23 protein-coding genes are annotated in these 21,723 nt (G+C 43.6%); 20 read left to right on the top strand and 3 right to left on the bottom strand.

The features are described from left to right. Positions 1 to 224 precede the first annotated feature (224 nt). From QL234_RS16425 to QL234_RS16400, 6 genes are all read left to right on the top strand, one after another. A complete protein-coding gene (locus tag QL234_RS16425; protein WP_281558902.1) occupies positions 225 to 965 on the top strand; it encodes a hypothetical protein in 741 nt (246 codons plus the stop codon). A gap of 437 nt (positions 966 to 1,402) precedes the next feature. Further along, entirely contained in the window at positions 1,403 to 2,161 is a 759-nt protein-coding gene (locus tag QL234_RS16420) for a restriction endonuclease (RefSeq protein ID WP_281558901.1), read from the top strand. Between the two features lie 70 nt (positions 2,162 to 2,231). Continuing rightward, entirely contained in the window at positions 2,232 to 3,155 is a 924-nt protein-coding gene (locus QL234_RS16415; RefSeq protein WP_281558900.1) for a hypothetical protein, read from the top strand. A 333-nt stretch (positions 3,156 to 3,488) separates the two neighbouring features. Next, complete coding sequence (locus QL234_RS16410; RefSeq protein ID WP_281558899.1) at positions 3,489 to 3,770, top strand: hypothetical protein; 282 nt, start codon at positions 3,489 to 3,491, stop codon at positions 3,768 to 3,770. Between the two features lie 92 nt (positions 3,771 to 3,862). After that, complete coding sequence (locus tag QL234_RS16405; protein ID WP_281558898.1) at positions 3,863 to 4,270, top strand: hypothetical protein; 408 nt, start codon at positions 3,863 to 3,865, stop codon at positions 4,268 to 4,270. A gap of 98 nt (positions 4,271 to 4,368) precedes the next feature. Then, the gene (locus tag QL234_RS16400; protein ID WP_281558897.1) at positions 4,369 to 5,478 is read left to right on the top strand and encodes a hypothetical protein; all 1,110 of its coding nucleotides are present in this window, start codon (positions 4,369 to 4,371) and stop codon (positions 5,476 to 5,478) included. Positions 5,479 to 5,759: 281 nt separating this feature from the next. Here QL234_RS16400 and QL234_RS16395 read toward each other — a convergent pair whose 3' ends face one another. After that, positions 5,760 to 7,340, bottom strand: a complete 1,581-nt coding sequence (locus tag QL234_RS16395; RefSeq protein WP_281558896.1) for a hypothetical protein — start codon at positions 7,338 to 7,340, stop codon at positions 5,760 to 5,762. A 463-nt stretch (positions 7,341 to 7,803) separates the two neighbouring features. Here QL234_RS16395 and QL234_RS16390 point away from each other — a divergent pair, with 463 nt between their 5' ends. The 3 genes from QL234_RS16390 to QL234_RS16380 all read left to right on the top strand — a co-directional run bounded on the left by QL234_RS16390 (position 7,804) and on the right by QL234_RS16380 (position 9,725). Beyond that, positions 7,804 to 8,100, top strand: coding sequence for a hypothetical protein (locus QL234_RS16390; protein WP_281558895.1), 297 nt, complete (start codon positions 7,804 to 7,806; stop codon positions 8,098 to 8,100). Between the two features lie 199 nt (positions 8,101 to 8,299). Continuing rightward, positions 8,300 to 9,202: an allantoinase PuuE gene (gene puuE / locus QL234_RS16385; protein ID WP_281558894.1), complete on the top strand. Its 903-nt coding sequence runs from the start codon at positions 8,300 to 8,302 to the stop codon at positions 9,200 to 9,202. Positions 9,203 to 9,356: 154 nt separating this feature from the next. Further along, positions 9,357 to 9,725, top strand: a complete 369-nt coding sequence (locus QL234_RS16380; protein WP_281558893.1) for a DUF1428 domain-containing protein — start codon at positions 9,357 to 9,359, stop codon at positions 9,723 to 9,725. 282 nt (positions 9,726 to 10,007) lie between these two features. On the opposite strand, the gene QL234_RS16375 is transcribed toward QL234_RS16380, so the two are convergent. Further along, positions 10,008 to 10,622: a hypothetical protein gene (locus QL234_RS16375; RefSeq protein WP_281558892.1), complete on the bottom strand. Its 615-nt coding sequence runs from the start codon at positions 10,620 to 10,622 to the stop codon at positions 10,008 to 10,010. Positions 10,623 to 11,079: 457 nt separating this feature from the next. Then, positions 11,080 to 11,577: a hypothetical protein gene (locus QL234_RS16370; protein WP_281558891.1), complete on the bottom strand. Its 498-nt coding sequence runs from the start codon at positions 11,575 to 11,577 to the stop codon at positions 11,080 to 11,082. Between the two features lie 176 nt (positions 11,578 to 11,753). On the opposite strand from QL234_RS16370, the gene QL234_RS16365 reads away from it, so the two are divergent. The 11 genes from QL234_RS16365 (at position 11,754) to minE (ending at position 21,594) form a co-directional block, all read left to right on the top strand. Next, a complete protein-coding gene (locus QL234_RS16365) occupies positions 11,754 to 12,254 on the top strand; it encodes a hypothetical protein (protein WP_281558890.1) in 501 nt (166 codons plus the stop codon). After that, positions 12,251 to 12,466 (top strand): hypothetical protein, encoded by a 216-nt coding sequence (locus QL234_RS16360; RefSeq protein ID WP_281558889.1) that lies wholly within the window; start codon positions 12,251 to 12,253, stop codon positions 12,464 to 12,466. Before QL234_RS16365 ends, QL234_RS16360 begins: the two co-directional genes overlap by 4 nt. Next, a complete protein-coding gene (locus QL234_RS16355) occupies positions 12,463 to 12,744 on the top strand; it encodes a hypothetical protein (RefSeq protein WP_281558888.1) in 282 nt (93 codons plus the stop codon). Before QL234_RS16360 ends, QL234_RS16355 begins: the two co-directional genes overlap by 4 nt. Positions 12,745 to 12,904: 160 nt before the next feature. Beyond that, positions 12,905 to 14,299, top strand: coding sequence for a GEVED domain-containing protein (locus QL234_RS16350; RefSeq protein ID WP_281558887.1), 1,395 nt, complete (start codon positions 12,905 to 12,907; stop codon positions 14,297 to 14,299). 260 nt (positions 14,300 to 14,559) lie between these two features. Beyond that, positions 14,560 to 14,751, top strand: coding sequence for a DUF2892 domain-containing protein (locus tag QL234_RS16345; protein ID WP_044836230.1), 192 nt, complete (start codon positions 14,560 to 14,562; stop codon positions 14,749 to 14,751). 375 nt (positions 14,752 to 15,126) lie between these two features. Next, positions 15,127 to 16,338, top strand: coding sequence for a hypothetical protein (locus tag QL234_RS16340; RefSeq protein WP_281558886.1), 1,212 nt, complete (start codon positions 15,127 to 15,129; stop codon positions 16,336 to 16,338). 118 nt (positions 16,339 to 16,456) lie between these two features. Beyond that, positions 16,457 to 17,236: a pentapeptide repeat-containing protein gene (locus QL234_RS16335; protein WP_281558885.1), complete on the top strand. Its 780-nt coding sequence runs from the start codon at positions 16,457 to 16,459 to the stop codon at positions 17,234 to 17,236. 236 nt (positions 17,237 to 17,472) lie between these two features. Further along, positions 17,473 to 19,293 (top strand): alpha-amylase C-terminal beta-sheet domain-containing protein, encoded by a 1,821-nt coding sequence (locus QL234_RS16330; RefSeq protein WP_281558884.1) that lies wholly within the window; start codon positions 17,473 to 17,475, stop codon positions 19,291 to 19,293. 434 nt (positions 19,294 to 19,727) lie between these two features. Further along, positions 19,728 to 20,480, top strand: a complete 753-nt coding sequence (gene minC, locus QL234_RS16325; protein ID WP_281558883.1) for a septum site-determining protein MinC — start codon at positions 19,728 to 19,730, stop codon at positions 20,478 to 20,480. Between the two features lie 24 nt (positions 20,481 to 20,504). Then, positions 20,505 to 21,314: a septum site-determining protein MinD gene (minD, locus tag QL234_RS16320; RefSeq protein ID WP_281558882.1), complete on the top strand. Its 810-nt coding sequence runs from the start codon at positions 20,505 to 20,507 to the stop codon at positions 21,312 to 21,314. Between the two features lies 1 nt (position 21,315). Beyond that, entirely contained in the window at positions 21,316 to 21,594 is a 279-nt protein-coding gene (minE, locus tag QL234_RS16315; protein ID WP_281558881.1) for a cell division topological specificity factor MinE, read from the top strand. Positions 21,595 to 21,723 lie beyond the last annotated feature (129 nt).

Raw genomic sequence — 21,723 nt, 5'->3', positions numbered from 1 at the left:
TCTAGGGTCAGGTCTTGAATTTTGCACAAGTAATTTTTTATGCAAGAAACAAGACTTGACCCTGTCGGGCTTTGTTATCGGAATTTTAATTGCCAGCCGCTTCGTGTCTACACGGTAATTAAAATCCCCAAAGGCTGGCGTTGGTATGCGCCTTAATTTTGCTAAGAGTGATTCATGTCTAACTATTGGCAAGGTTGCATAAATTTAAAACACAGAGAGAGTCTATGATAAATAAAAATAATCCTGTCGGTCGACTATTGAAACTTATTGAGCAAGTGCAAGAACTTAGAAATGATTATGCAACTGCTTCAAGCCTTACTAAGAGAGAGGCCTGGGGGAAAATATTAGATATGGAAGAGGCTTCTGAAATGGAGTTAGTAAGAGCTATGTTAGATGTATCTGATTTGGCAAGAAGATCTAGAGTTCTAATAGCGTCATTTTCTCCTAATCCAGATTTATTTCTGTTAAATTTTGAAAATGTTGAATTAACTGTTCTTCCTAACGAATTGAATAGACAATTTGAGAATACATGCTCATTAATTTCTGATGATACCATTACTAGGCTTGCTTTTGCTTCTGATATGTTATCTGAGTTTTACGATGAAGGTGAAGTGAGTGAGAATGAGCTAAAAGATATCTCTCAACTCATTACAGAGTTATATGATGAGGTTAAAGCAAGTAATTTTGAGGTGGCAGTTAAAACTTTTTTACTTGAAGCCCTTGAAGGTATTCGCAGGTCAGTAGCTCATTACGAAATTTATGGAGCTAAGGGTATTCGCGATGCTTTTCAAACTGCATTAGGAGGTGTAGTTGCAAATAAAGATGAATTACAAGCAACTAATCATAAAGGTATTGTTGAAAAATTTGGTACTGCATTAACAAAACTAGACAAAGCAACGGCTACCGCATTTAAAGCGAAAGAAGTGTTGGGTAAGTCATTGAAGTTGCTGGGTATTGTTGCATGATAAGTCATGCAGACAGGACAAGGAAAGCTTGGCTTTTGTCATTGTGTTCCAGTTCAAAGCCAAGCTTTATTGCCTCTTAGTGAGGCGTTGTAAGCCCATGGAGGGTTAGTCGTCAATGAAACTATAGAACTCTAGTGTCAGGTCTTGAATTTTGCACAAGTAATTTTTTATGCAAGAAACAAGACTTGACCCTGTCGGGCTTCTCAAGAAACAAGACTTGACCCTGTCGGGCTTCTGGGCCTAGATATACTCTTATGTCCCGGATAGTGGGGACACCTGACGTATTTCATGTTACTGAGCCTTCTCAGTAACACACATCAACCAGTTCGTTAGCAGCTTTAAAACAATGAAAGTATATAAGTTAAGTAACGTTTAAGGTTAGTGTATTACTGAAGTGTCTACGTAATAAGCTGTTAGCTTTCTCAAGGAGATTTGTCATGTGGCAATTTGTTGGTGAAATTGAGTATGAATGTTCTAAATGTTCATTTAAGGATTCAATTCCCGTAGAAGACTTTAACTGTGAATGTATTGGTGGTGGCGAACGCTCCATGGGAAATGAAAATATATTTGAACTTTCATATCCATTTGAGTGTTGTGAATGTTCAAATGATATTGAATTAACATTTGAAGTATCAGAATACCCCGTTAATTTTATAAACTTCATTATCGACAAATGCAGTGGTGCGAAAGCTTTAAATGAACCTGATGTAGAATATGTTCGTGAGATTTATTCTGCAAGAGACTTATTTGAACTTTATGAATCTATCCCTGAACTGGTAACAGCACTGAAATTTGAGCCGGAATTACTAGCAGAGTTAGACCCTCGTCAATTTGAAGAAGTAACAGCAGAAATTTTTAGGTCTAAAGGCTTTGAAGTTGAACTTACTAAAAGGACGAGAGATGGCGGTAAAGATGTAATTGCGCTACATAAAGATAAACTTGGTATAAAAACTAAATACCTAATTGAATGTAAGCATTATGCAGAGGGTAATAAAGTTGGAGTTGATGTTATTAGATCTTTGTACGGTGTAAAAAACTCAAGAAATGGTGGGAATGTTGGTATTGTAGTTACAACGTCAACGTTTACTTCTGGTGCTCGTGATTTTGTTGAGAATGAAGCAACAACAAACTTAGATTTGTCACTAGCGGATAGGGATCAACTCATTGAATGGCTAGAAGAATATAAAGAAAGCTAACAAGTGGCATCACTTAGAAAAATTAGTCGTTGCGCGCCAAGTTTTCTGGCGTGCCAAGCGCTAGCAATACATGGAGGTCCATATTAAAAGTTTAATTGAAAAATATTTGAGCTTAGCTTTACCTTTAAAGTTAATAATAGGTGTTGTTATAGGTGTTGTTGCAGGCCCAGGTGTCATAGGTCTTGTAAGTGAGTATGCGACATATGTGTATGCAATAAAAATCGGTATTAGACCACCTCTTGAAGGAATCCCGTACCTTAGTGCCACAGTAACTGCTGGAGGGTTATTTTTGGCTTTGTCAGCTAGTGCTATTTTTATGCTTACAAGGGTGTTGGTTGCAAGAATAGTTACGAGAATTATCTCTGGCTTTTCGGATGCCTCCAAAGGGTTTAATTTACTTTCATTGGATATGGTGGCTCTTTTTAAGCTAAGAATCCCCAAGTCCCAAACCACTGAAATTCTCAATATGATTAGAAACCTTAAACCTAAGGAAGCTATGCAACTAAGTTTACTATTGTCCGTTATTGTTGGTTTACTGTTTTATTTTCTCGAATTTTATATATCTAAGAGAGTTGAACCAAATCCTTTAATGGTAGGTATTACTAGTGGGGTATTTATCTTTGTCATCTTTTTAACCCTTTGGAGGGAAGCTGCAATTTGGTGGGTTGCTGCTTGTGCTGCATTAGGCTTTTATGTACTTTCATTTTACTTCATATTTAGTATAAATCATTACTCTGATTTTCTTAGGCTCGTTGGATATGGAGGAGGTTCTGAAGTAACGATAGAGTTCAATAAGCAATCGAATGAGTACATAGATAAGCCATTTTATTTACTGCTACGCACAACTAACTCTTTAATTTGTTTAGATAAGGATGAAAAAACAGTTACAGAAATACCAATCAGTACAATAAGTAATATTAAATACAACTTAGGTAGCAACAATCATTTAAATATAAATGATATTGCTAACAAGAAAATAAACAAGGACACGTAAAAGTTGGCGGCGTTCCACTTTTCACATTTTAGCCAACTACTACTTAGCCTGTTATTTGGTGTTATAGCGAAGAGTTACCCACAATAGTGGGAACCTTCTATAGTTAGATTCTATCTGACATTGAGGTGCAGCATGACTAAGAAACAAGGAGTTCAAATTGAGCACAGCATTTATAAGTTACTCAACCAAGGATGAAGATTTAGCCCAAAAACTTTATTCTTTAATTTCTATGGCTGGCATAGATACATTTCTTGCTAGTATATCTATTGAGCCAGGAAACAATTGGACCGATGTCATATTTGAAAAACTAAATAGGGCTGATTGGGTCTTTTTTTGGCTTCCAAAAACGCTTGTGAATCTCAAGCTGTCCAGCAAGAGATCGGAGCCTCATTAATCCAGAAAAAAACTATCATACCAATACTTATTGACATAACTCCCGCAGAACTCCCTGGATGGGTAGGTAACCACCAGGCCATTAGTCTAAAAGACAGTCCTGAAGTTCTTCATGTAACAATTGAGAAGATTGCAGATAAAATTAAAGTTGACAAATTTTGGGCTGGAATAATCGTAGGTATCCTTATAACAGCTTTAGTTTTTTTAATTGCAAAATCATAAGATTGACAAGGCGTTGCGATTGTCGCTATCGCGGCAGGGACAGCCTATATGGTGTTCCGGCTACCCTAAATTAGGCAAATAGGCATAAATTAATGTTAACGGATGAATTAGAAGCTTTAGGAATGGGAGTGAACCCTAGCACAGGAGAAGAACTTCCTGCGTTTTCCGTAGTACATACAGCGGAAGGGAAAAGAATTCTTTTTACTTTGATTACAGAGCTTATAGCTCTTAACTCTCTACCTAAAAAGCGAAAAAAACGAGTTTTGACCAAACAACAAGAAGTAGAACTCAAAGAAAAAAATATCAAGGAAGGTAAACCCGCTAGATCGCATTTTCCTTGGTCAGATGATGAATTGAGTGCCATTGAAAACATGTTTAATGAAAATAGCAATATGTCTGAAATTGCCAAAGAATTTGAACGTTCTAAGCTCGCTATTGCAGTACAGCTTGAAAAATTGAAGCTAATTTCAATTGAAGAAGTAGAAGTTCTAAAGAGCTAAATTTATCTAACAAATCACTACACAGAACCTTACTCGCTACACTCTTATATTCTGGTGAGTGAGGAGTTAGGCAAATAAAAAAGGAGAGTAATTCATAGATGAGCGTTATTTCATCTTTCAACAACCTAGATAAGAGGTTTGCATGGTCGTTTTTCGGATTCATGCTGGCTGCAATTTTTGGTAGCCTGACAATTTATACGGAATTTTTCCGTATCGACAATCCTGAGCTTATTGTTGAGGTCTTAAACGATACTAACGTTCTTGATGTTAAAGAAGATGTAAATGAGTTAAAGGTATTTTATGGGGACGTAGATATAAAAAGCCTGAATCAAACTTTATCAGTTCTATTTTTGAGAGTTAAGAATGATGGTGGAGCTCCTATACTAAATGGATATTACGATGATAAATATCCTCTGAATTTAACAATCAAAGACGGAAAATTTCTAAAGTCTGAACAAATTAGCTCAACCAATGATTATTTAAAGTCCTCTGCTTTCCCTAGTATTGATAAAGAAAAGAGTATATTACTTCCCCAGATTATTCTTGAACAAGGTGAGAGTTATACGATAAAGGTATTAACTTTACATTCAGCTGGATCAGATGTTGAGCTTAATATCTTTGGGAAGATAGCAGGGGTAAGAGAGATTAGACTATCAAAATATATAGATTCTGAAGAGGGGGCTTCTTTTTGGAGTAATGTATTTGTTGGGGGGGCCTTTGTGCACCTAGCTCGTTTACCTATTTACTTTTTTGGCTTCCTATTTTCAATAGTTCTAGTGTTAGCTCCAATCTCTATTGCCTCAGATTTTTTCTCGAAACGAAAACGTAGGAAAGTTATTAAACAATATAAGTTATACATTAAAGAGGAAATTACAAAAAAACATGAATTTTTGTTTAAATCTTATATTGATGAAGGATTAGCTCCGATCGCTGAAGCGAAAGAAACACTTTCTGACAAAGAAAAACTAAAGAAAGTTGCTCGTAAAGGTATTACCCCTGCTTGGATAAGACCAGAGAGGTATCCGGATAAGTATGATGGGAGCCCCCCTCACTATTCTAGAGCCCTCTATCGTAGAAATACCATATTAAGGCTTTTAAAAGGAATAGATGGTTTTATTAAAGATGAAAGCAATGAAATTATACCAACCCCTCATGCTGAGAATCTTCTTAGTAAATTTATTGACTTTGTTGTTATAAAAGAAAGCTAAATACCTAACAAGTACCTGTAATCTGACCTCCGGCCACTTGTCGCCTTTTATGCAAAAAAAAGCGCACAAAAGGTGATAGTAGCCTCAGCAGTTGAGGCGGGCGCTAGGCTTCGGAGTTACCCACAATTAGTGGATACCTTCTATAGTTAGATTCTATCTGACATTGAGGTGCACCATTCCTAAGAAAGATCAGCAGTCCATGAATATTAATTTACATAAAGATAAGTAAACTAACGCAAGGAGAGATATGTATGTATTCAAATATATGCATACCTAAAGTTCTAGGGTAGGTTAGTGTCACTGACAATAATTTCCACAGTCGGGAGCAGGTTATCTGCTACCATGCTGCTATTCCCACCATAATCACTATGCCCCCAGGTAACTACAGTCCCGTCTTGCTTTAATGCAGCAAAAGCATTATTGGTAGAATAAATATCTACGATATTGTTGGGGTCAATTGTACTGCTGTCACTGCCTGAGTTTGTCTCCCCCCAGGTTATAATTGAAGCGTCTGTTTTAAGCGCAGCAAAGGCATCTAATGTTGAATATACCTTTACTATATTCGTTAAATCTACAGCGGAACTATCGCCCCCACGAGTGCTTATCCCCCAGGTGATAACAGTACCGTCTGCTTTCAGCGCTGCAAATGCAAACGCGTTAGCGTAAATGGTAGTGACATCATTCAGGGTTACATTACTACTGTCACCGCCGCTATTATCGTTCCCCCATGTTACTACCGAACCATCTGTTTTTAGCGCCGCGAATGCAGCATTGGTAGAAAAAATTTTGGCGGTATTATTTAAAGGAATATCGTCACTGACACCGCCATAGTCAATATGTCCCCAAGTCTCTACTGAGTTATCGGTTTTCAGGAAAGCAAAAGCAGATGAGTTAACGAAAACTTCATTAACATTTTCTACAATTACAGACTCACTATTAGCGAAATTATCTCCCCCCCAAGTGATGACCGAACCATTGGTTTTATGTGCCGCAAAGGCGGTACTTGTAGCGTAAATTTCTTCAACATTTTCCAGGTTTACTCCGCTGCTATTTCCTCCCCGGTTATCTTCTCCCCAAGTGACAACTGAACCATTGTCTTTTAAGGCAGCAAAAGCTGAAGTAGTAGCATAAATACGCGTTACATCATCCAAAGTCACTGAGCTGCTGTCACCGCCATGGTCAGCGCTGCCCCAGGTTATTACCGTTCCATCCTCTTTAAGCGCTGCGAAAGCATAATCAGTAGCATAAATTTCTTTAACATCGGTAAGTAAGAGATTAACGCTATCAGGTGCCGGCAGTAGCCCCCAGCTACTTACCGAGCCGTCATTGTTCAATGCAGCGAATCCGCCATCATTAGAAAAAATTTTACTGACATCTGTAAGTGCTACATTCGCGCTATCACCGCCTGTAGAACTTTCGCCCCAGGTAACAACGGAACCATCACTTTTTAGTGCAGCAAAAGCTCTGGCGTTAGCGTAAATGTGGGTGACATGGCTTTTATATTCGGCCTCTATTGTTTGATAGGCATTATCAATTAAATTGGCACTATTACTGGCAGAGGCATCAATACGTATTTTTTTATCTAAATCAGCGGAAGTTAACAGGTAACTGTTGGTATCAGATATGTTGTTACCGTCGATTGACCACTTATATTTATTCATTGAAGGTAGGCATTCAGTACAGTTTACACTGGCTGTTAATGTTTCTCCTTCGGCCCATGCTCCGGTAACATCAATAGCATTTATTACCGCAGCTTGTGGATCTTGCGTAGTATCGTCACTTTCGCTGCCACTGCCACCACCACATCCTGTAATAGTAAGTAGGCTAAGCAAAACCGCTAAATAACCTCGTTTGAAAATCATTTTTAATTCCCTTTATTTCTTTTGATAATTATTTAAAATTCAAGTGGGTATAATATAGCTTGATATTAACTTGATGAAAAACTTTACGTTTGGATTGGCTTCCACAACATTCACAAACTTGAACTCTTAAAAGTTTGATTTAGCCAATAACTATCGTCACTACAAATTAATTTTTGGCTACCCAACCTGGTTGAGTCTCTTCTGAAGAGAAAATGCCGGTCATTCTTTTGTAGCAGGAGCCATTGCCTGGCAGGTCTGATGAGTGATTAATTTGCCACTCATTTTTTCTTATCCTCATTTATTGCACATTCACCTTGCATGATAGCCGTCATCAAATTTTATTTTTGTTTTAATCAATTGAATGCTTATGTGCATTTAATTAAGAGGTCTGGTAAATGAGCAAACAATATAAGAAAAGCTCGCTATTAAGTCTGATTTTAGGAGTACGGAGAGGCAGGAGTATATGAATCTAATATTCTTCGAAATATTTCGAGTTTTTGTATTTTTAGGTTCAATTTTATTAGTATTTTATCTGCTTCATCCGGTAGCGGTAAACTATGGCCTTAAAGTTACAGGCTGGGGAGCTTTCATTTTCTTTTTGCCTTTGGGGTTTTCTCCACTGTGGTTATTTGACAAAATTGTTCCTGCTAAATGCATTAAGTGTGGCAAAGCTTCTTTGTATATCAATCCATTATCTTTTTACAGAGTCTCTTTTGCCTGTAAAACATGTGGGGCAGGTGTTTCCCCCTCTATTTGGTAAGTAGTATACCTAAGTTAATATTATCGGATTGAATGTGCAGAGTAGGACACGCCACCAACTGGCATAGCAAAAAACTAGACTATTTTCATGGCTTAATGATAAGTTTGGATGTCCAAGGCGTGCTTCACGCGCGGCATCAGCTGGACGTTTGAATTTCTATTCAGACTTAACCTCATTTAAATATACAAGGCTCATATAGATGCAACACAATTACCCCAGAGATCTTATTGGCTATGGCGCAACGCCTCCAAACCCACAATGGCCTGAAGGCGCCAAAGTTGCCGTTCAGTTTGTTTTAAATTACGAAGAAGGAGGGGAAAATTGCGTACTTCATGGTGATGATCATTCTGAGATTTTCCTGTCAGAAATTATTGGTGCTCAGCCTTATAATGATCGTCACATGTCGATGGAGTCTATGTATGAATATGGCAGTCGTGCCGGATTCTGGCGCTTACATCGCCTGTTTGAGCGTTACCAGGTTCCGGTGACGGTTTTTGGCGTCACCATGGCAATGCAGCGCAACCCCGATGCTCTGGCAGCCATGCTGGAGTCAAACTGGGAAATTGCCAGTCATGCGCATCGTTGGATTCACTATCAAGACATGAGTGAAGACCAGGAGCGTGAACTGATAAATACCTCTATCAATCTGCATCAAGAGTTAACGGGTGCCAAGCCGGCAGGTTGGTACACGGGCAGAACAAGCCCCAATACCTTAAAGCTGATTGCAGAGCGGGATGATATTCTCTATTGCGCAGACTCTTACGCCGATGATTTACCTTATTGGGACAGGTTCTATTCCAAACCACTTTTAATAGTGCCTTATACGTTAGATACCAACGACATGCGTTTTGCTACGCCTCAAGGTTTCAATAGCGGTGAGCAATTTTACCAGTATCTCAAAGATGCTTTCGATGTATTGTACGCCGAGGGCGAGGTGGCGCCCAAAATGTTATCAATAGGGTTGCACTGTCGCCTGATTGGGCGGCCTGCTCGTATGGCGGCACTGCAGCGCTTTATTGAATACGTGTTGAGCCATGAAAAGGTTTGGCTGACAACCAGGGAAGATATTGCCAAGCACTGGATAAAGCATTTTCCTGCTTAACTAATGGTTTAACGAGCCAGTACTGGCTGTGCCGGACAGCCTTTAACTGGCAGTAGCTCAACATTGGGCTAGGTTCAACCTGGATGTCCGGGCCTATTAGCGGCGTTATACATAGAGTTGAACATGAAATTCACTAACAAGATTGGAGGATAACGTGACACCTTATATTGACGGCTTCGTTCTCCCGGTGCCACGCGACCAGCTACAGACGTATAGAGAAGTTGCTGAAAAGGTTGCAAAGATTTGGAAGGAACATGGCGCACTCGATTACTCAGAATACGTTGGTGACGATGCAAACCTAGCGGGCACCCGGTATTTCTCTGATGCTGCGAATGCAAAAGAGGATGAAGTGGTTATCTTTGGCTGGGTGGCATTCGAATCTCGCGAGGCGCGTGATCTGGTAAATGAAAAAGTGGCAGCCGATCCAAGGATGACGGATTTGATCAGTCCGTTGACGAATACATCAAGGCCAATCTTTGACGCTGAACGTATGGTGTATGGCGGGTTCCTGCCGCTCGTTTAATCATCTGAGCAGGGCAGCGCATAATAAGTGTTTGCACTTGGTATTTTTTCGTTACTGAAGTGAGCCACTAGCAGGGCGCTTGTCAGCACAAACGCAGAAATAGACATTCCAAAACGGGCAATAGCAAAAAACTGAGGTTGTATGCTCGTTAGTTTTTGGGTGTCTCGAACGCACTTTTGAGCTCAAAGGTTAACCCCCCAACAGTCGATTATGTTATGCCGGCGGTCGGAGTATCCCATCTAAGAAAGTAACTGCGACCGCTTTAAACTTAAGCTTAAACGCCTACCTCCTCCTCAATGCAAAAACAGTCATCAGAAACATCAACAGGGTAGATGGTTCAGATACAGATGTAGTTAAAGAAATATCATCAAGTGCAAAATCATTGCCGCTAGACAGGGTGCTTAAGTTATAGATCTCTAAATCAAAAGATGTTGAAGTTCCACTATTGATTAACACCGAAAATTCAAGCCAGAGACCAAGGCTCTCCGGTGCAGCCAATGTTCCGACAGATGAACCGTTAACAATGAAGTCAAGGCTGGCCGGGGCTGGAGGTACGTCTAGAAACCAACTGGATACATAAGCGGAGAACTCGTAAGCCGTGTTTGTGTCTACACCGACCGTTTGGGCCCAAACAAGCTCTGTTGTGGTTGAACCATTAACCATCATCATATTGCCAAAGCCATCTGTGTTATCTCCGTAAGATGATGCTAACGGGTGCGCAGACGATGGGTCTGTAACTATGGCATATTCTGCAGCTCCAGTTATATCTCCCGATGCTAGAAAAGTGTATGAACTCGTAAATCCCGAATTACCGGCAGAAAAGTCTCCGTTAGTAATTAATTCAGCCCCAGCAAGTGAAGGAACAAAAAGAATGCAAATGAAAAAAAAGCGTAACATGCTACTCTCCTTTTAAAATTAACAGCGGAGCCTTGGCAAGTGACGTGCCACTGTAAGGGAGCAGTTTCTAATCAAAAACTTAGGGAACTGACGAAATCCTGGCAGCAATAATGTGTAAAACTAGTTGACGTTATTTCAGCTTTTCCAGCAGATCAGGTTCGAGCAAATTTGCACATTTAAAAGCTTGCGCATCTATACGCAAGATGAAAGATGTGGCACCACAGCACTTTTTAAATGCTAAAAGATAGCCTAAGGGTTAAGCGTATGGACTAAATGAAACCATGCCAGAGTAGGAAGTCATTAAGTGTTCATGATGAATTGAAAAGAAGAATAAGAAGTTAGGCGAAAGAGCCTCAGCCATCGTCCCTGATGACTGGCCCTACAGGGTTTAAGTAAAAGGAGGTGCAAAACCCTAAACCCTGCATGCTTCCCTGCTGCTGGCGGTGGACAGCCGCCGTTAATGCTTAACTGTCTTATTTACGGGGGGCGTTGGTTTATAAGACAGATAAGCGATATATTCTGCGCTGCCGATGCGCTTACGCCCGGCCAGCTTTTTCTGCACCGTTTGCCTTTGCATAAACTTGGGACGCCACACCGGTTCTTGTTCTCCTACCAGGGTTTTAAGTACATAACCCAGCTCATTCAGGTTGCTGAATATTTCCGCCTCTAAATCACCCGGAAAATAGTACCTGAGCTCGCTGACGCGAAATACGTCATAGTCAAAGGTGAACATTTGCAGGGCTTGTCTGAGCTCTCCGTCTTGGCATAAGCCTAATCCTAAGCTGTGGTAAATCTCGGCCCTGAATTCGGCCATTGGTTGAGGGCCAAGGCCGCTAATGCCTGCCTGGTTTAAAATCTGCTCAATAGTGAGCTGGTTTTCTTTAGGTTGCAGCTCCTGTTCTTTCAATTTCTGGCGAACAATGCCGACTACTTTTAAGACTAAATCACTATTCAATTATCTCTGCCTTCCCTGTTATCTGACGGTGAATTTATCTTAAATAATCAAGTTCACAATTGCTTTATCATTAATGTTAATGATAAAGAAATTATGAACTTAGCTGCCTAGACTGGCGCCATCTCATAACCGGCGCTAGCGGGTGGACCGCTACCCGAAACATCGGCAGGCAAGTAATGCAAGGGAGTGCTTTTATTGAAAAGAAATTAACCGCTGCACTGGTCAGAATTGTCAAGCACAACCTTAGCGAAGGTGATGAGCTGTCAGCCCACTTTATTGAGAAGGTGCTTAATAACTTTGGCATATCCAGGGCATCCGGCATCAGCGTTTACCACATGCTAGAAGCCCGGGCGCTTGTGCTCTATGAATTTGGCATAGACCGCTATAACGCTGAATTGAGAGAAGCCCTGATCTACTTTATCGCCGATTACCCGGTATTTCGCTGGTCTGAATTACGTTATTGCTTCAGCGATCCCGAGCAGGAAGTAGCAAGCATATTGCATGAGCTGAAATACTGCTGCCGGGAGCTGGATCTTGACGGGGAGAGGGAATATGTGTGGTCTTCCCGGTGGTTATGGGAAAGAACGGTCAAAAAGCGATTAGCCAGGCGAACCAGGATTGGCGATCCGGCTTTTTTTGAATTTTTGAATTATCAACCTGAGAGTAAAAATACATGATGTACAGCCCAACAGTAACCGCCATTATGGGATTAAACGGCGCCCATGACAGTGCGGTATTGCAATTAACCAAGGTGAGATGCCCGGCAAAAAAAGCTGAGTATGAAAGACAGGAGCTGAGGATCATGAATTGTCTGCTTGAGCTGTTAGATACCTTGCCGAATGACGAGAAGCAGCAGGTATTAAAGGCACTGAAGGTGGAACTGCAATGAAGCGTTGGCACAAGTGGGCGGCAATTTTGGTGGTCAGTGCTGCGGTTGCGCGGTATTGGCATCTGTATTCAAAACACTTAGACACCGCCCGGCTGGTATCTGTGCAGATGTGCCTCATTGATGGCGAGCAGCTGGCCCAGGTAGATGATGAACTGGTCGCGGTATTAAGCCGTCAGCTGGTCGCGAGGAAACTTGCCGGCGACAGTTTTATTGAAAGGGCGGCTTTGAAGCGAGCTATTATCGACGGTCTTACCTGTGAACCTTTAGGTTTTTTATAACAAGCAAATGTAGTAAGAGGGAGAGTGCGATACCGTTCATTAATATTTTGCTGTACAAAATATGTACAATTCTTGTGGTTTTGTTTTATGATTACCCGGGCATACAAGGTTGTAGTCATTAATCTGTCAAACATTGACAATTATCATAAGGAAATGAACGATGAAAAAGTCGACACTTTCGCTCGCGTTAAAAATACTCTTTGGTGGTGTGCTGGCTACCGGCAGTGCTGTTGCTCAGGCAAGTTATTGGGACGAGGGGGTTTGTTCTTTTGGTATGGGAACAAGTCTTGCTCCGGGGGAGTCTTTTCTTGTTAGTGCTTCAGTGGGGGCGCTGCGCAATGCAACATCAACCATACCGATCAGCTTCTATTATTCGCTGACCCCTTCCGTCACGGGAAGCAGTCAATATTTAGGCGGTAATAGCGCTACGGTTTTTCAACCCGGTTCATATTGCTCCTCTGTTGTGCAAACCACATTGACTTTACCGACAACCAGCCAGGGGCTGGATTGTTTTATCGACAGCGGAGGTTATATATTGGCTAAAGTTGGCGATGATGTTAATGATATCGGCTTCAATATTAATGGTTATATTGACGATGTCATCGCGGGATCTCCGAAAATTACCAGCTTTTCACCTGCCTCCGGCCACCCCGGCTCTATTGTCCATATTAACGGCAGCTTGTTTGATAACAGTACCACAGCGGTTTATATTGACGGTATTGCCGCTGCACGGGCGGTGCTGAGCCCGGATGAAATTATTGCCCTTGTGCCAGCGGGTGCCAGTACCGGCTATATCCAGGTGAAAGAGGCTAACGGTTACCATAAGCTTTGTTCTACCGATCCGGGACGCTCTCCCAGTCAATTTGTTGTGACAGCTGTGCCTGAATATTGTGACTCGGGTGCCAGCAATAATGGTTACGGTAAAATTGCTTACGTGAAGTTAGATAACAGTAATATTTACAATGACGTAGGCACGTCTAACTGTCCAAACTATACCGATAATACCAATTTCTTTACCATCACCTCGCCGGGGCTTGATGTCGATACCATCCAGGTACAGTTTGGCACCTGCGGTACCACGGCTTACAGCCGCATGTTTAAAGTGTATGTTGACTGGAATCAGGATACAGATTTTGATGATCCGGCCGAGTATGTCCTGGCGGCGGCAAGTGTTGCCAGTGATCAATTATACAATTTGACGATTCCCGTGCCTGACTTCGCCTCTATCGGCACCACGCGGCTGCGTATGGTTAATGCGTTATATTACAGCGGCGTTGTTGAAACGGTCGATGATGTTCAGGCATGTGGCTATTACCCGTTTGGTGAAACACAAGATTACGTCTTAGATGTGACATCAGTAAATGGGGTATTGCAGGCGAAAGTGAAGGGTAGTCTCGACAATACGGCTAAACCAGTTGATATTTCCGAGCAGGTGATTGACCTGATTAATAACAATGAAAGCCTGAGTGAAGCCGACAAGCAGAACTTCATTGACAAACATCTGGATAAATTACCCGGGTTGACTTTTAGTTATCCGAAAGGGCAGGAGCACTAAGTATTGTAATAGGCTGTTTTTACTTTAGCGCCAACGCTGTTTCAGCTGTTGGCGCTTGGTAATCCAGCCTCTTTAGTTATGGCTTAAGCGTGGTGAGCACCAGGGTAACCCCGCGAGCCAAACCCTAACAGCTAAGGCTATCCCGGCGCAAAAGCGACAATTATTCATTTTTTCGCTGTTAATGTGACGATGTCACTGAGTTTTATTTTTCAGGCTTTTACAATAGCCCTGAAGTTAAACAAAACAACAGGTTAAGTATTATGAACAAAAATGAAGGTTTCATTGACCGTACACTGCGCATTATTCTTGGACTGCTTTTATTGGCGATGGTTTTTATCGGGCCGCAGACCCTTTGGGGTTATGTCGGTTTGATCCCGCTGGTTACCGGTGTCGTGGGTTTTTGCCCGCTTTATAAAATTTTCGGTTTAAGCAGCTGTCCGCTCAAAAGTTAAGCCGTACTTTACGGTGATTATTGACCGCTATCCAACCAAAACTGTTTTTATGCGTAACTGCCCGGCAGGTCACGCATAAAAACAGCCCATCCCCTGAAGTCGGCCAACTGGCTGCAAAGCTCAATTGATAAAGAAAATTTTGTTATCTGCTTAACCGTATGTGTTTACAGGCGCGGCTTTACCTGGCTGATGCTATAAGCCAGATTGTCAGGAAAAATCCGCGTTTGACCTGAGTTTTCCCTTCTCTCTCACAGTAATCTTGCCGGGTAAATGTTATGCCATCCATTTCATTTGTGGTGTGAAGGGATGTTAATCCCCAAGCGTAGTTTTGGTTGGCACTGTGTCTGAAACTTAAACATGACGAAAGGAAAAATCATGTCTCATATCAAAATCCAAAATGAAGATGACTTTAAAAATTTCTTTAACAAAATGAGGGATAAATATATCGGCGACCTGGAAACATTTCTCGAAAATGTGCTGATTGCCACCCCGGGGGGCTATGATGCCGATACCGTTAAATCCGAAGCCTTCAGAAAGTTGACCCTTGACCTGGATAGCAGTGCCAACCTGGTGATAAAGGGAGCTGAGATAGCGGTTGCCGTAAGGCTGAAAGAGCTTTATAAGCTGGAGTTGAGTAAATGGCAGGAGTTGGGGGAAAGCAATAAAACCTATCTGGCGTTGAAGGAAAAGGTTGAAGAGTGGCAAAACTCAAGAAATTATGAACGCTTGTTTTTGGTGAAGGAGCCTACCAGGAGCTTTTCATCACTTTTTAGTGTTGAAATGAGCTCAGATGATATTCAGGATCTCTTTAATGAGTGGCTTAAAGTGAACGCTGACTTAGATGAAATTTATAACCTTATCGATTCCCTTAATGATGAATTATGCCAGCGTCAACTCGAACTGGTTGAACAGATAAACGCCGCTAAAATACTGGCGCTTCGCCCGCCGCAAAACAACACCAGCATGCAGGCGGTGTGGAGTTATATCATGTTTAAAGGGGACAGTTCGGCCAGCAAAGGCCTCGATGACACTATCTTCGCTTATATGATAGAGCATGTTGATAAAATCAATACCGTGGTGGATAAAGTCGTGCCGCTAAAAGCCCTGAGCGGCGGACATATCAAGGCGAGCAACATTACGCCTTTTTCCCAGGTAAAAGTGTTTGACGGTTTAAACAGTAAGAATATCAACTTGCTCGACCTGATGGACTGGCTCAATTCATTGAAGCTAACCGGGGAAGATGCCTTGATAAGCAAAATGCTGCAATATACCGCCAAGCTGCAACATCATGTGGAAGAAGATGCCATTAAAAAAGCCATTGGTTTTGCCACTTTAGGCATCAGCTCGTTGTTATGTAAGGCTTATTCTCTGGTGGTGAGTTCGGGAGAGCAGGCGCGAAAACTGTCTGAGGAAATACGCACTTGCTGTTCAGAGGAGGATATGACGGATGTTCGCAAGAATTTACTGCTTATGTACATCAATGGATTATGCTTAGTCTTTAACAAGCAAATGTATGCGGTATTACCTCAAAGCGACAATGAATACCTGGTGAAGTTATTTGAAGCTGCGAACAAAGACTTATCCTGATCCTGTGGGGTAAGTGTCTGAACACTTGGCACCAGCTAAGCGGCATCAGGTAAGTGACAGTAACATGAGCGGCTGTTACTTACCCGCAAGTTAACGACCAATAAAGGAGAGACTTGCCATGACTAGGGTGAAAGAAACCTCCTCTGCCGGTTTGAGGGATAAAACCCTGTGGGACTGGCTGGAGCTGCTGATTATCCCTGGCGTACTTACCTTTGGTTTGCTCTGGTTTGATTTAGCCGAAAGTGAGCGTAGCCGCCAGGCGGCGGCCAAACGGGCGGAAATTGAGCTTGATGTCGCCAGGGAGCAGGCCCGGGAAAATGCCCTGCAAATGTACCTGGATAAAATGTCGAACCTGTTGTTGGCACACGGCTTAAAAACTTCTGGCCGGCGGGATGAAGTGCGCAGTCTTGCCCGCGCCCGTACCTTAACCGTACTCAGTCAGCTTGACGGCAGGCGCAAGGGCTATTTGCTGCGCTTTTTGTATGAGGCCGGGCTGATCTCTGCCGCCGCTCCTGTGATCACTTTGGGGGGCGGCATCTTCGGGGAAGCGTCGGTTGATGAAACTGTGCTTAGCCGGGCGGATCTTAGCGGTGCTGTGCTTAGCCGGGTCTTTTTATCCGAAGGTTATTTAACCCGGGTGCACCTGATTGCTGCGGATCTGCATGGTTCACTCCTGAATAAGACCAATCTGGTTGGCGCGGACTTGCGTGATGCTGATCTTAGTCATGCCAGCTTAAAAGGGGCCAAATTGGTCAATGCCGATTTACGCGGCGCCAATCTTGAAGGGGCTGATTTGAGTAAGGCCAATCTGCGCGCTGCCAAAGTAACGGCCGAACAATTGTCACGGGCAAAATCCCTTGCCGGTGCGACCTTACCCGATGGCAGCCAGGCCGATTGACACGGGTGTTAACCGGCTTTTTCCAGCCTCTTCAGCCAGTTATGACTGATTTTATTGTCTGAGTAGCAGCTTGGACAACCCGCCTGTGGTGAATGAATAAACAATTTAACTGAATACGTATGCAGCTTGTGTTCATCTTTTTATCCTGTCTCTATATTAATTTAAGCTGCCTTCTGGCGGCAAAGAATCAATATAAAAATCAACTATATTTAACGACAACGGACGGCGATAAAAACATGATAAGAAAAATGATTTTAGCCATAGCGGTAGGGACTGCCGCCAGCAGTGCAGCGACGCAGGCGGCAACCGAGCAGGACAAAGCAAGCAGTGCAATTTTATTACAGGGCTTTCACTGGCACTCCCATAAAAGTAACTGGTATGACACCATAAAAAACCAGGCGGACAGTGTTGCCGGTTTAGGGGTAAGCCATGTCTGGTTTCCCCCGGCATCCGATGCGGCCTCGGATGAAGGTTATTTGCCGCGCCAGCTTAATGTGCTTGATTCAAAATACGGCAGCGAGCAGGCGTTAACGCAGGCGATTTCCGCCTTAAAAAATAAAGGTGTCAGCGCGGTAGCCGATGTGGTGATCAATCACAGGGTCGGTACGTTAGACTGGGCAGATTTTACCAACCCGACCTGGGGCAGCTGGGCGGTGACCTGTGATGATGAATGGCCCGGCGCCACCGGCGATTGCGATACCGGCGGCGGTTATGCCGCCGCCCGGGATGTCAACCATGTCAATAATACCGTGCAGGCGGATATTGTGACCTGGCTTAATACCCGCTTAAAAGGCGTGGGGTTTGAGGGCATACGTTACGATTATTCCAAAGGTTACGATCCCTATTATGCCGGTATGTATTCCCGTGGCTTTGGTTCTAATTTTTGCGTCGGGGAAGTGTGGACAGATCTGCATTATGACAATGTCGATGCCCACCGCCAGCTGTTGATGGATTATATTAACGGCACCAGCGGCGAATGCGGCGTGTTTGATTTCACCACTAAAGGTTTGCTCAACAAAGCCCTGGACAGTAACGAATACTGGCGTTTGGCCAACAACGGCGTTCCGGCCGGCGGTATCGGCTGGTGGGGACAGAAAATGGTGACCTTTGTTGATAACCATGACACAGGCCCGAGTGAAAGTTGCGGCAGCGGGCAAGAGCACTGGCCGGTGCCCTGCGACAAGGTGATGCAGGGTTATGCTTATATCCTTACCCATCCGGGCATCCCGACGATTTACTGGGCCCATGCCTTTGACTGGAATTTGTATGACGACATTAAAGTGCTGGCGGATATCAGGCAGCAGCAGGGACTGACTTCAACTTCGACCGTGTCGGTTCAGGCGGCTGAAACGGGTTTATACGCTGCGATCATAGACGATAAGGTGGCGGTTAAGATAGGCGGCAATAACTGGAGCCCTGCGGGCAGTCAGTGGCAATTGGCTGCCAGCGGCACAGATTATGCGGTGTGGATCTTAGGTGAGGACAATAGTGAAAAAGAGCGCACCGTGGTGTTTGTTTACGGTGAAACAGCGTCGGGACAGGATATGTTTATCCGTGGCGGTATCGACCATGGTTATGCTGCGGCCAATCTGGGGTTAAACTGTACCGAAGCAAACAAGTTATGTGCACTGCCGATCAGCCATAATAATTTACGCAATGCCACTACGCTGGCCTGGAAAAACAACGACAACTATCTTGACTGGTACGGCATCGAAAACGGGCAGGGCGCAGGCGCCGAAGGCACCGCCGCCGACTGGACCACCAATGTCTGGCCGGACAGCTGGGGCACGAAAATGACGGTGGCGGTAAACGGTTTCGGTGAAGAGGTGCTAAACAACTACGGCGACCATTACTGGATGCTGGATGTGCAAATGGATTGCAGTAAAACCGTCAACGGCTGGTTTGAGCTGAAAACTTATATCAGCAATGGCCCCGGCTGGGAAGCGGATGTCAGTCAGGCTGGCACCCCCTATGCCAGCGGAAATCACTTTGCCCAGTGCGGTAAAATTAATGTGTTTCGCCGGGGGGAAGCCGGCGCTGAGTTTCATAATTTTTAGTGTTGTGGCTGGCCGGGTAAAGTAATGCTGCCATTATTTTCCCCCGGGCAAACTTTAACCTGTGTAAAAGGGCTGAGCATATCAGCCCTTTTTAATACAGGAGGTATGTATCCGGCGGAGGCAGCAAGCCAGAGAGCTGGGTTAATACAGGAAGTATGTATCCAGCGGAGGCAGGAAGCCAAAGAGCTGGATTTATACGGGGGTGTCTTTCAACTTATATGCATCAGGCGTAAACCAAGAACTCATTTTCGCTAAGCAATCCCGGGCAGGCAAAAGCCCAAGAATAGGATTTATCGCAATCTTTGCTGAATTTATCGTCATTTACGATGAAATATCACCCAGGGCCATTGCCTCTGCACCGCACAAGCTATAAGATAAATTTTTTTTAGATGTATATAGACATCCCAATTTACTTATGTAGGAAGTTGTCCTCTATGGCTGATGCCACTGTTGAATTTAAAGGTACAAGTTTTACCCTTTCTGTTTTACATCTGAAAACCATTGAACTTAGCGATATCTGCAGGGATCTCGAAGCCAAAATAGCCCAGGCGCCGGACTTTTTTCATCTGGTGCCTTTGGCGGTTAATATCGACCAGGTTAACAGTGATAACGACATAGATTATCAGGCCATTAAAAACCTGGTGGAATTATTAAACTTTAATTTTGTCGGTTTTACCGGGGTGGTTGCTGCCGGGCAAAAACAACATATTCGCGAGCTTGGTTTGTCTTTTATCAATGCCGCAAAAACGGCGCCGAGAAAAGCGGCCCCGGCCAAGGTTGAAAAAAAGGCAGATGCCGGTAATGCAGCGCTTAGTGATAAAGCAGATGAGAGTTCCGGACAGGTTCCCCACACCAGTGTGTTCAGCGACAAGGTGCATCGCGGGCAGGTACGCTCGGGGCAGCAGTTATACGCAAAAGATCAGAACCTGGTGATCATCGGCTCGGTGTCTGCCGGGGCGGAAGTGATCGCCGACGGTAATATTCATATTTATGGCGCCCTGCGCGGCCGGGCTATCGCCGGTGCCAAAGGGCATCACCAGGCGCAAATTTATTGCCAGAACCTGGAAGCCGAGCTGGTGTCTATTAACGGCAACTATTGGCTGAGCGAATCAATGGAGCAGGACTGGGGTTATCCCGCCTATATATATTTGACCGACACCGAACTGGCGTCGTCAAAACTCGTTTAATTTTTGATAGAGGAAGTGCGTTTTATGGCACGAGTAATTGTAGTAACTTCAGGAAAGGGTGGGGTTGGTAAAACAACTTCCAGTGCCGCCATCAGCGTAGGGTTGGCGTTAAAGGGTCATAAGGTGGTAGTGATTGACTTTGACATCGGCCTGCGTAATCTGGACTTAATTATGGGCTGTGAACGTCGCGTGGTTTATGACTTTGTCAATGTCATCAATGGTGAAGCAACGCTGAACCAGGCATTGATCAAGGATAAGCGCGTTGATACTTTATCTATCCTGCCCGCTTCGCAAACCCGGGATAAAGACGCTCTGAATAAAGAAAGCGTCGGTAAGGTGCTGGAAGAGCTGGGTGAAAGCTTTGATTATATTATCTGTGACTCCCCGGCGGGTATCGAAGCCGGTGCTATGATGGCGCTTTATTATGCCGACGAAGCCATAGTGACCACCAACCCGGAAGTTTCTTCCGTGCGTGACTCAGACCGCATTTTAGGCATGTTATCCAGCCGCTCCCGCCGTGCCGAGCAGGGGCTTGAGCCGATTAAAGAACATTTGTTATTAACCCGTTATTCTCCCAAACGTGTCAGTGAAGGGGAAATGCTGAGCGTGGAAGATGTTGAAGAGATTCTCGCTATTCCGCTGTTGGGGGTTATTCCCGAGTCTCAGGCGGTGCTTAAGGCGTCCAATGCCGGTGAGCCGGTGATCTTCGATACCGAAAGTGATGCCGGTCAGGCGTACCAGGACGCGGTGGACCGTATTCTGGGGGAAACGGTAGACTTCAGGTTTTTAAGCGAACAGAAAAAAGGCATCTTCAGCCGTTTATTCGGGGGTTAATATGGCATTACTGGATTACTTTTTACGCTCTAAGGAAAAACAGGTCTCCACAGCCTCTAAAGCCAAAGAAAGGCTGCAGATCATTGTGGCCCACGAGCGCAACCAAAGAAACAAGCAGCCAGACTATTTGCCCCAGTTAACGGAAGACCTGCTGGCGGTATTGCGCAAATATATCCCGGTATCGGAAAACAGCTTATCGGTGAATGTCGATAAAAAAGACGGTGATTTAAATGTATTGGAGCTTAATATTGAGCTTCAGGATGAAAACGGCAGCAAATAACGCGCTAGCAAGCTTTGGCGTGAGCTAAGCTATTTTTCTTAAGCGCGATATAATTAAGGCATTGACTTTACAGGGTCAGTGCCTTTCTTTTACGACAAGAATAAAAGATGTACCTTTTAAGGGGAAATA

This window comes from Thalassomonas sp. RHCl1, assembly GCF_947387555.1.
Taxonomy (GTDB): domain Bacteria; phylum Pseudomonadota; class Gammaproteobacteria; order Enterobacterales; family Alteromonadaceae; genus Thalassomonas.
Note: the sequence above shows the minus strand (reverse complement) of the source record. Positions and strands in the feature narration are given on the sequence as shown.

Bases quoted from the DNA above. Each gene is read 5' to 3' on its own strand.
- QL234_RS16345 (WP_044836230.1), top strand. From the start codon at position 14,560: ATGAACAAAAATGAAGGTTTCATTGACCGTACACTGCGCATTATTCTT.
- QL234_RS16335 (WP_281558885.1), top strand. From the start codon at position 16,457: ATGACTAGGGTGAAAGAAACCTCCTCTGCCGGTTTGAGGGATAAAACC.
- QL234_RS16375 (WP_281558892.1), bottom strand. From the start codon at position 10,622: ATGTTACGCTTTTTTTTCATTTGCATTCTTTTTGTTCCTTCACTTGCT.
- QL234_RS16355 (WP_281558888.1), top strand. From the start codon at position 12,463: ATGAAGCGTTGGCACAAGTGGGCGGCAATTTTGGTGGTCAGTGCTGCG.
- QL234_RS16415 (WP_281558900.1), top strand. From the start codon at position 2,232: ATGGAGGTCCATATTAAAAGTTTAATTGAAAAATATTTGAGCTTAGCT.
- QL234_RS16425 (WP_281558902.1), top strand. From the start codon at position 225: ATGATAAATAAAAATAATCCTGTCGGTCGACTATTGAAACTTATTGAG.
- QL234_RS16400 (WP_281558897.1), top strand. From the start codon at position 4,369: ATGAGCGTTATTTCATCTTTCAACAACCTAGATAAGAGGTTTGCATGG.
- QL234_RS16405 (WP_281558898.1), top strand. From the start codon at position 3,863: ATGTTAACGGATGAATTAGAAGCTTTAGGAATGGGAGTGAACCCTAGC.
- QL234_RS16420 (WP_281558901.1), top strand. From the start codon at position 1,403: ATGTGGCAATTTGTTGGTGAAATTGAGTATGAATGTTCTAAATGTTCA.
- minC (WP_281558883.1), top strand. From the start codon at position 19,728: ATGGCTGATGCCACTGTTGAATTTAAAGGTACAAGTTTTACCCTTTCT.
- QL234_RS16395 (WP_281558896.1), bottom strand. From the start codon at position 7,340: ATGATTTTCAAACGAGGTTATTTAGCGGTTTTGCTTAGCCTACTTACT.
- minE (WP_281558881.1), top strand. From the start codon at position 21,316: ATGGCATTACTGGATTACTTTTTACGCTCTAAGGAAAAACAGGTCTCC.
- QL234_RS16340 (WP_281558886.1), top strand. From the start codon at position 15,127: ATGTCTCATATCAAAATCCAAAATGAAGATGACTTTAAAAATTTCTTT.
- QL234_RS16360 (WP_281558889.1), top strand. From the start codon at position 12,251: ATGATGTACAGCCCAACAGTAACCGCCATTATGGGATTAAACGGCGCC.
- QL234_RS16350 (WP_281558887.1), top strand. From the start codon at position 12,905: ATGAAAAAGTCGACACTTTCGCTCGCGTTAAAAATACTCTTTGGTGGT.
- minD (WP_281558882.1), top strand. From the start codon at position 20,505: ATGGCACGAGTAATTGTAGTAACTTCAGGAAAGGGTGGGGTTGGTAAA.
- QL234_RS16365 (WP_281558890.1), top strand. From the start codon at position 11,754: ATGCAAGGGAGTGCTTTTATTGAAAAGAAATTAACCGCTGCACTGGTC.
- puuE (WP_281558894.1), top strand. From the start codon at position 8,300: ATGCAACACAATTACCCCAGAGATCTTATTGGCTATGGCGCAACGCCT.
- QL234_RS16390 (WP_281558895.1), top strand. From the start codon at position 7,804: ATGAATCTAATATTCTTCGAAATATTTCGAGTTTTTGTATTTTTAGGT.
- QL234_RS16330 (WP_281558884.1), top strand. From the start codon at position 17,473: ATGATAAGAAAAATGATTTTAGCCATAGCGGTAGGGACTGCCGCCAGC.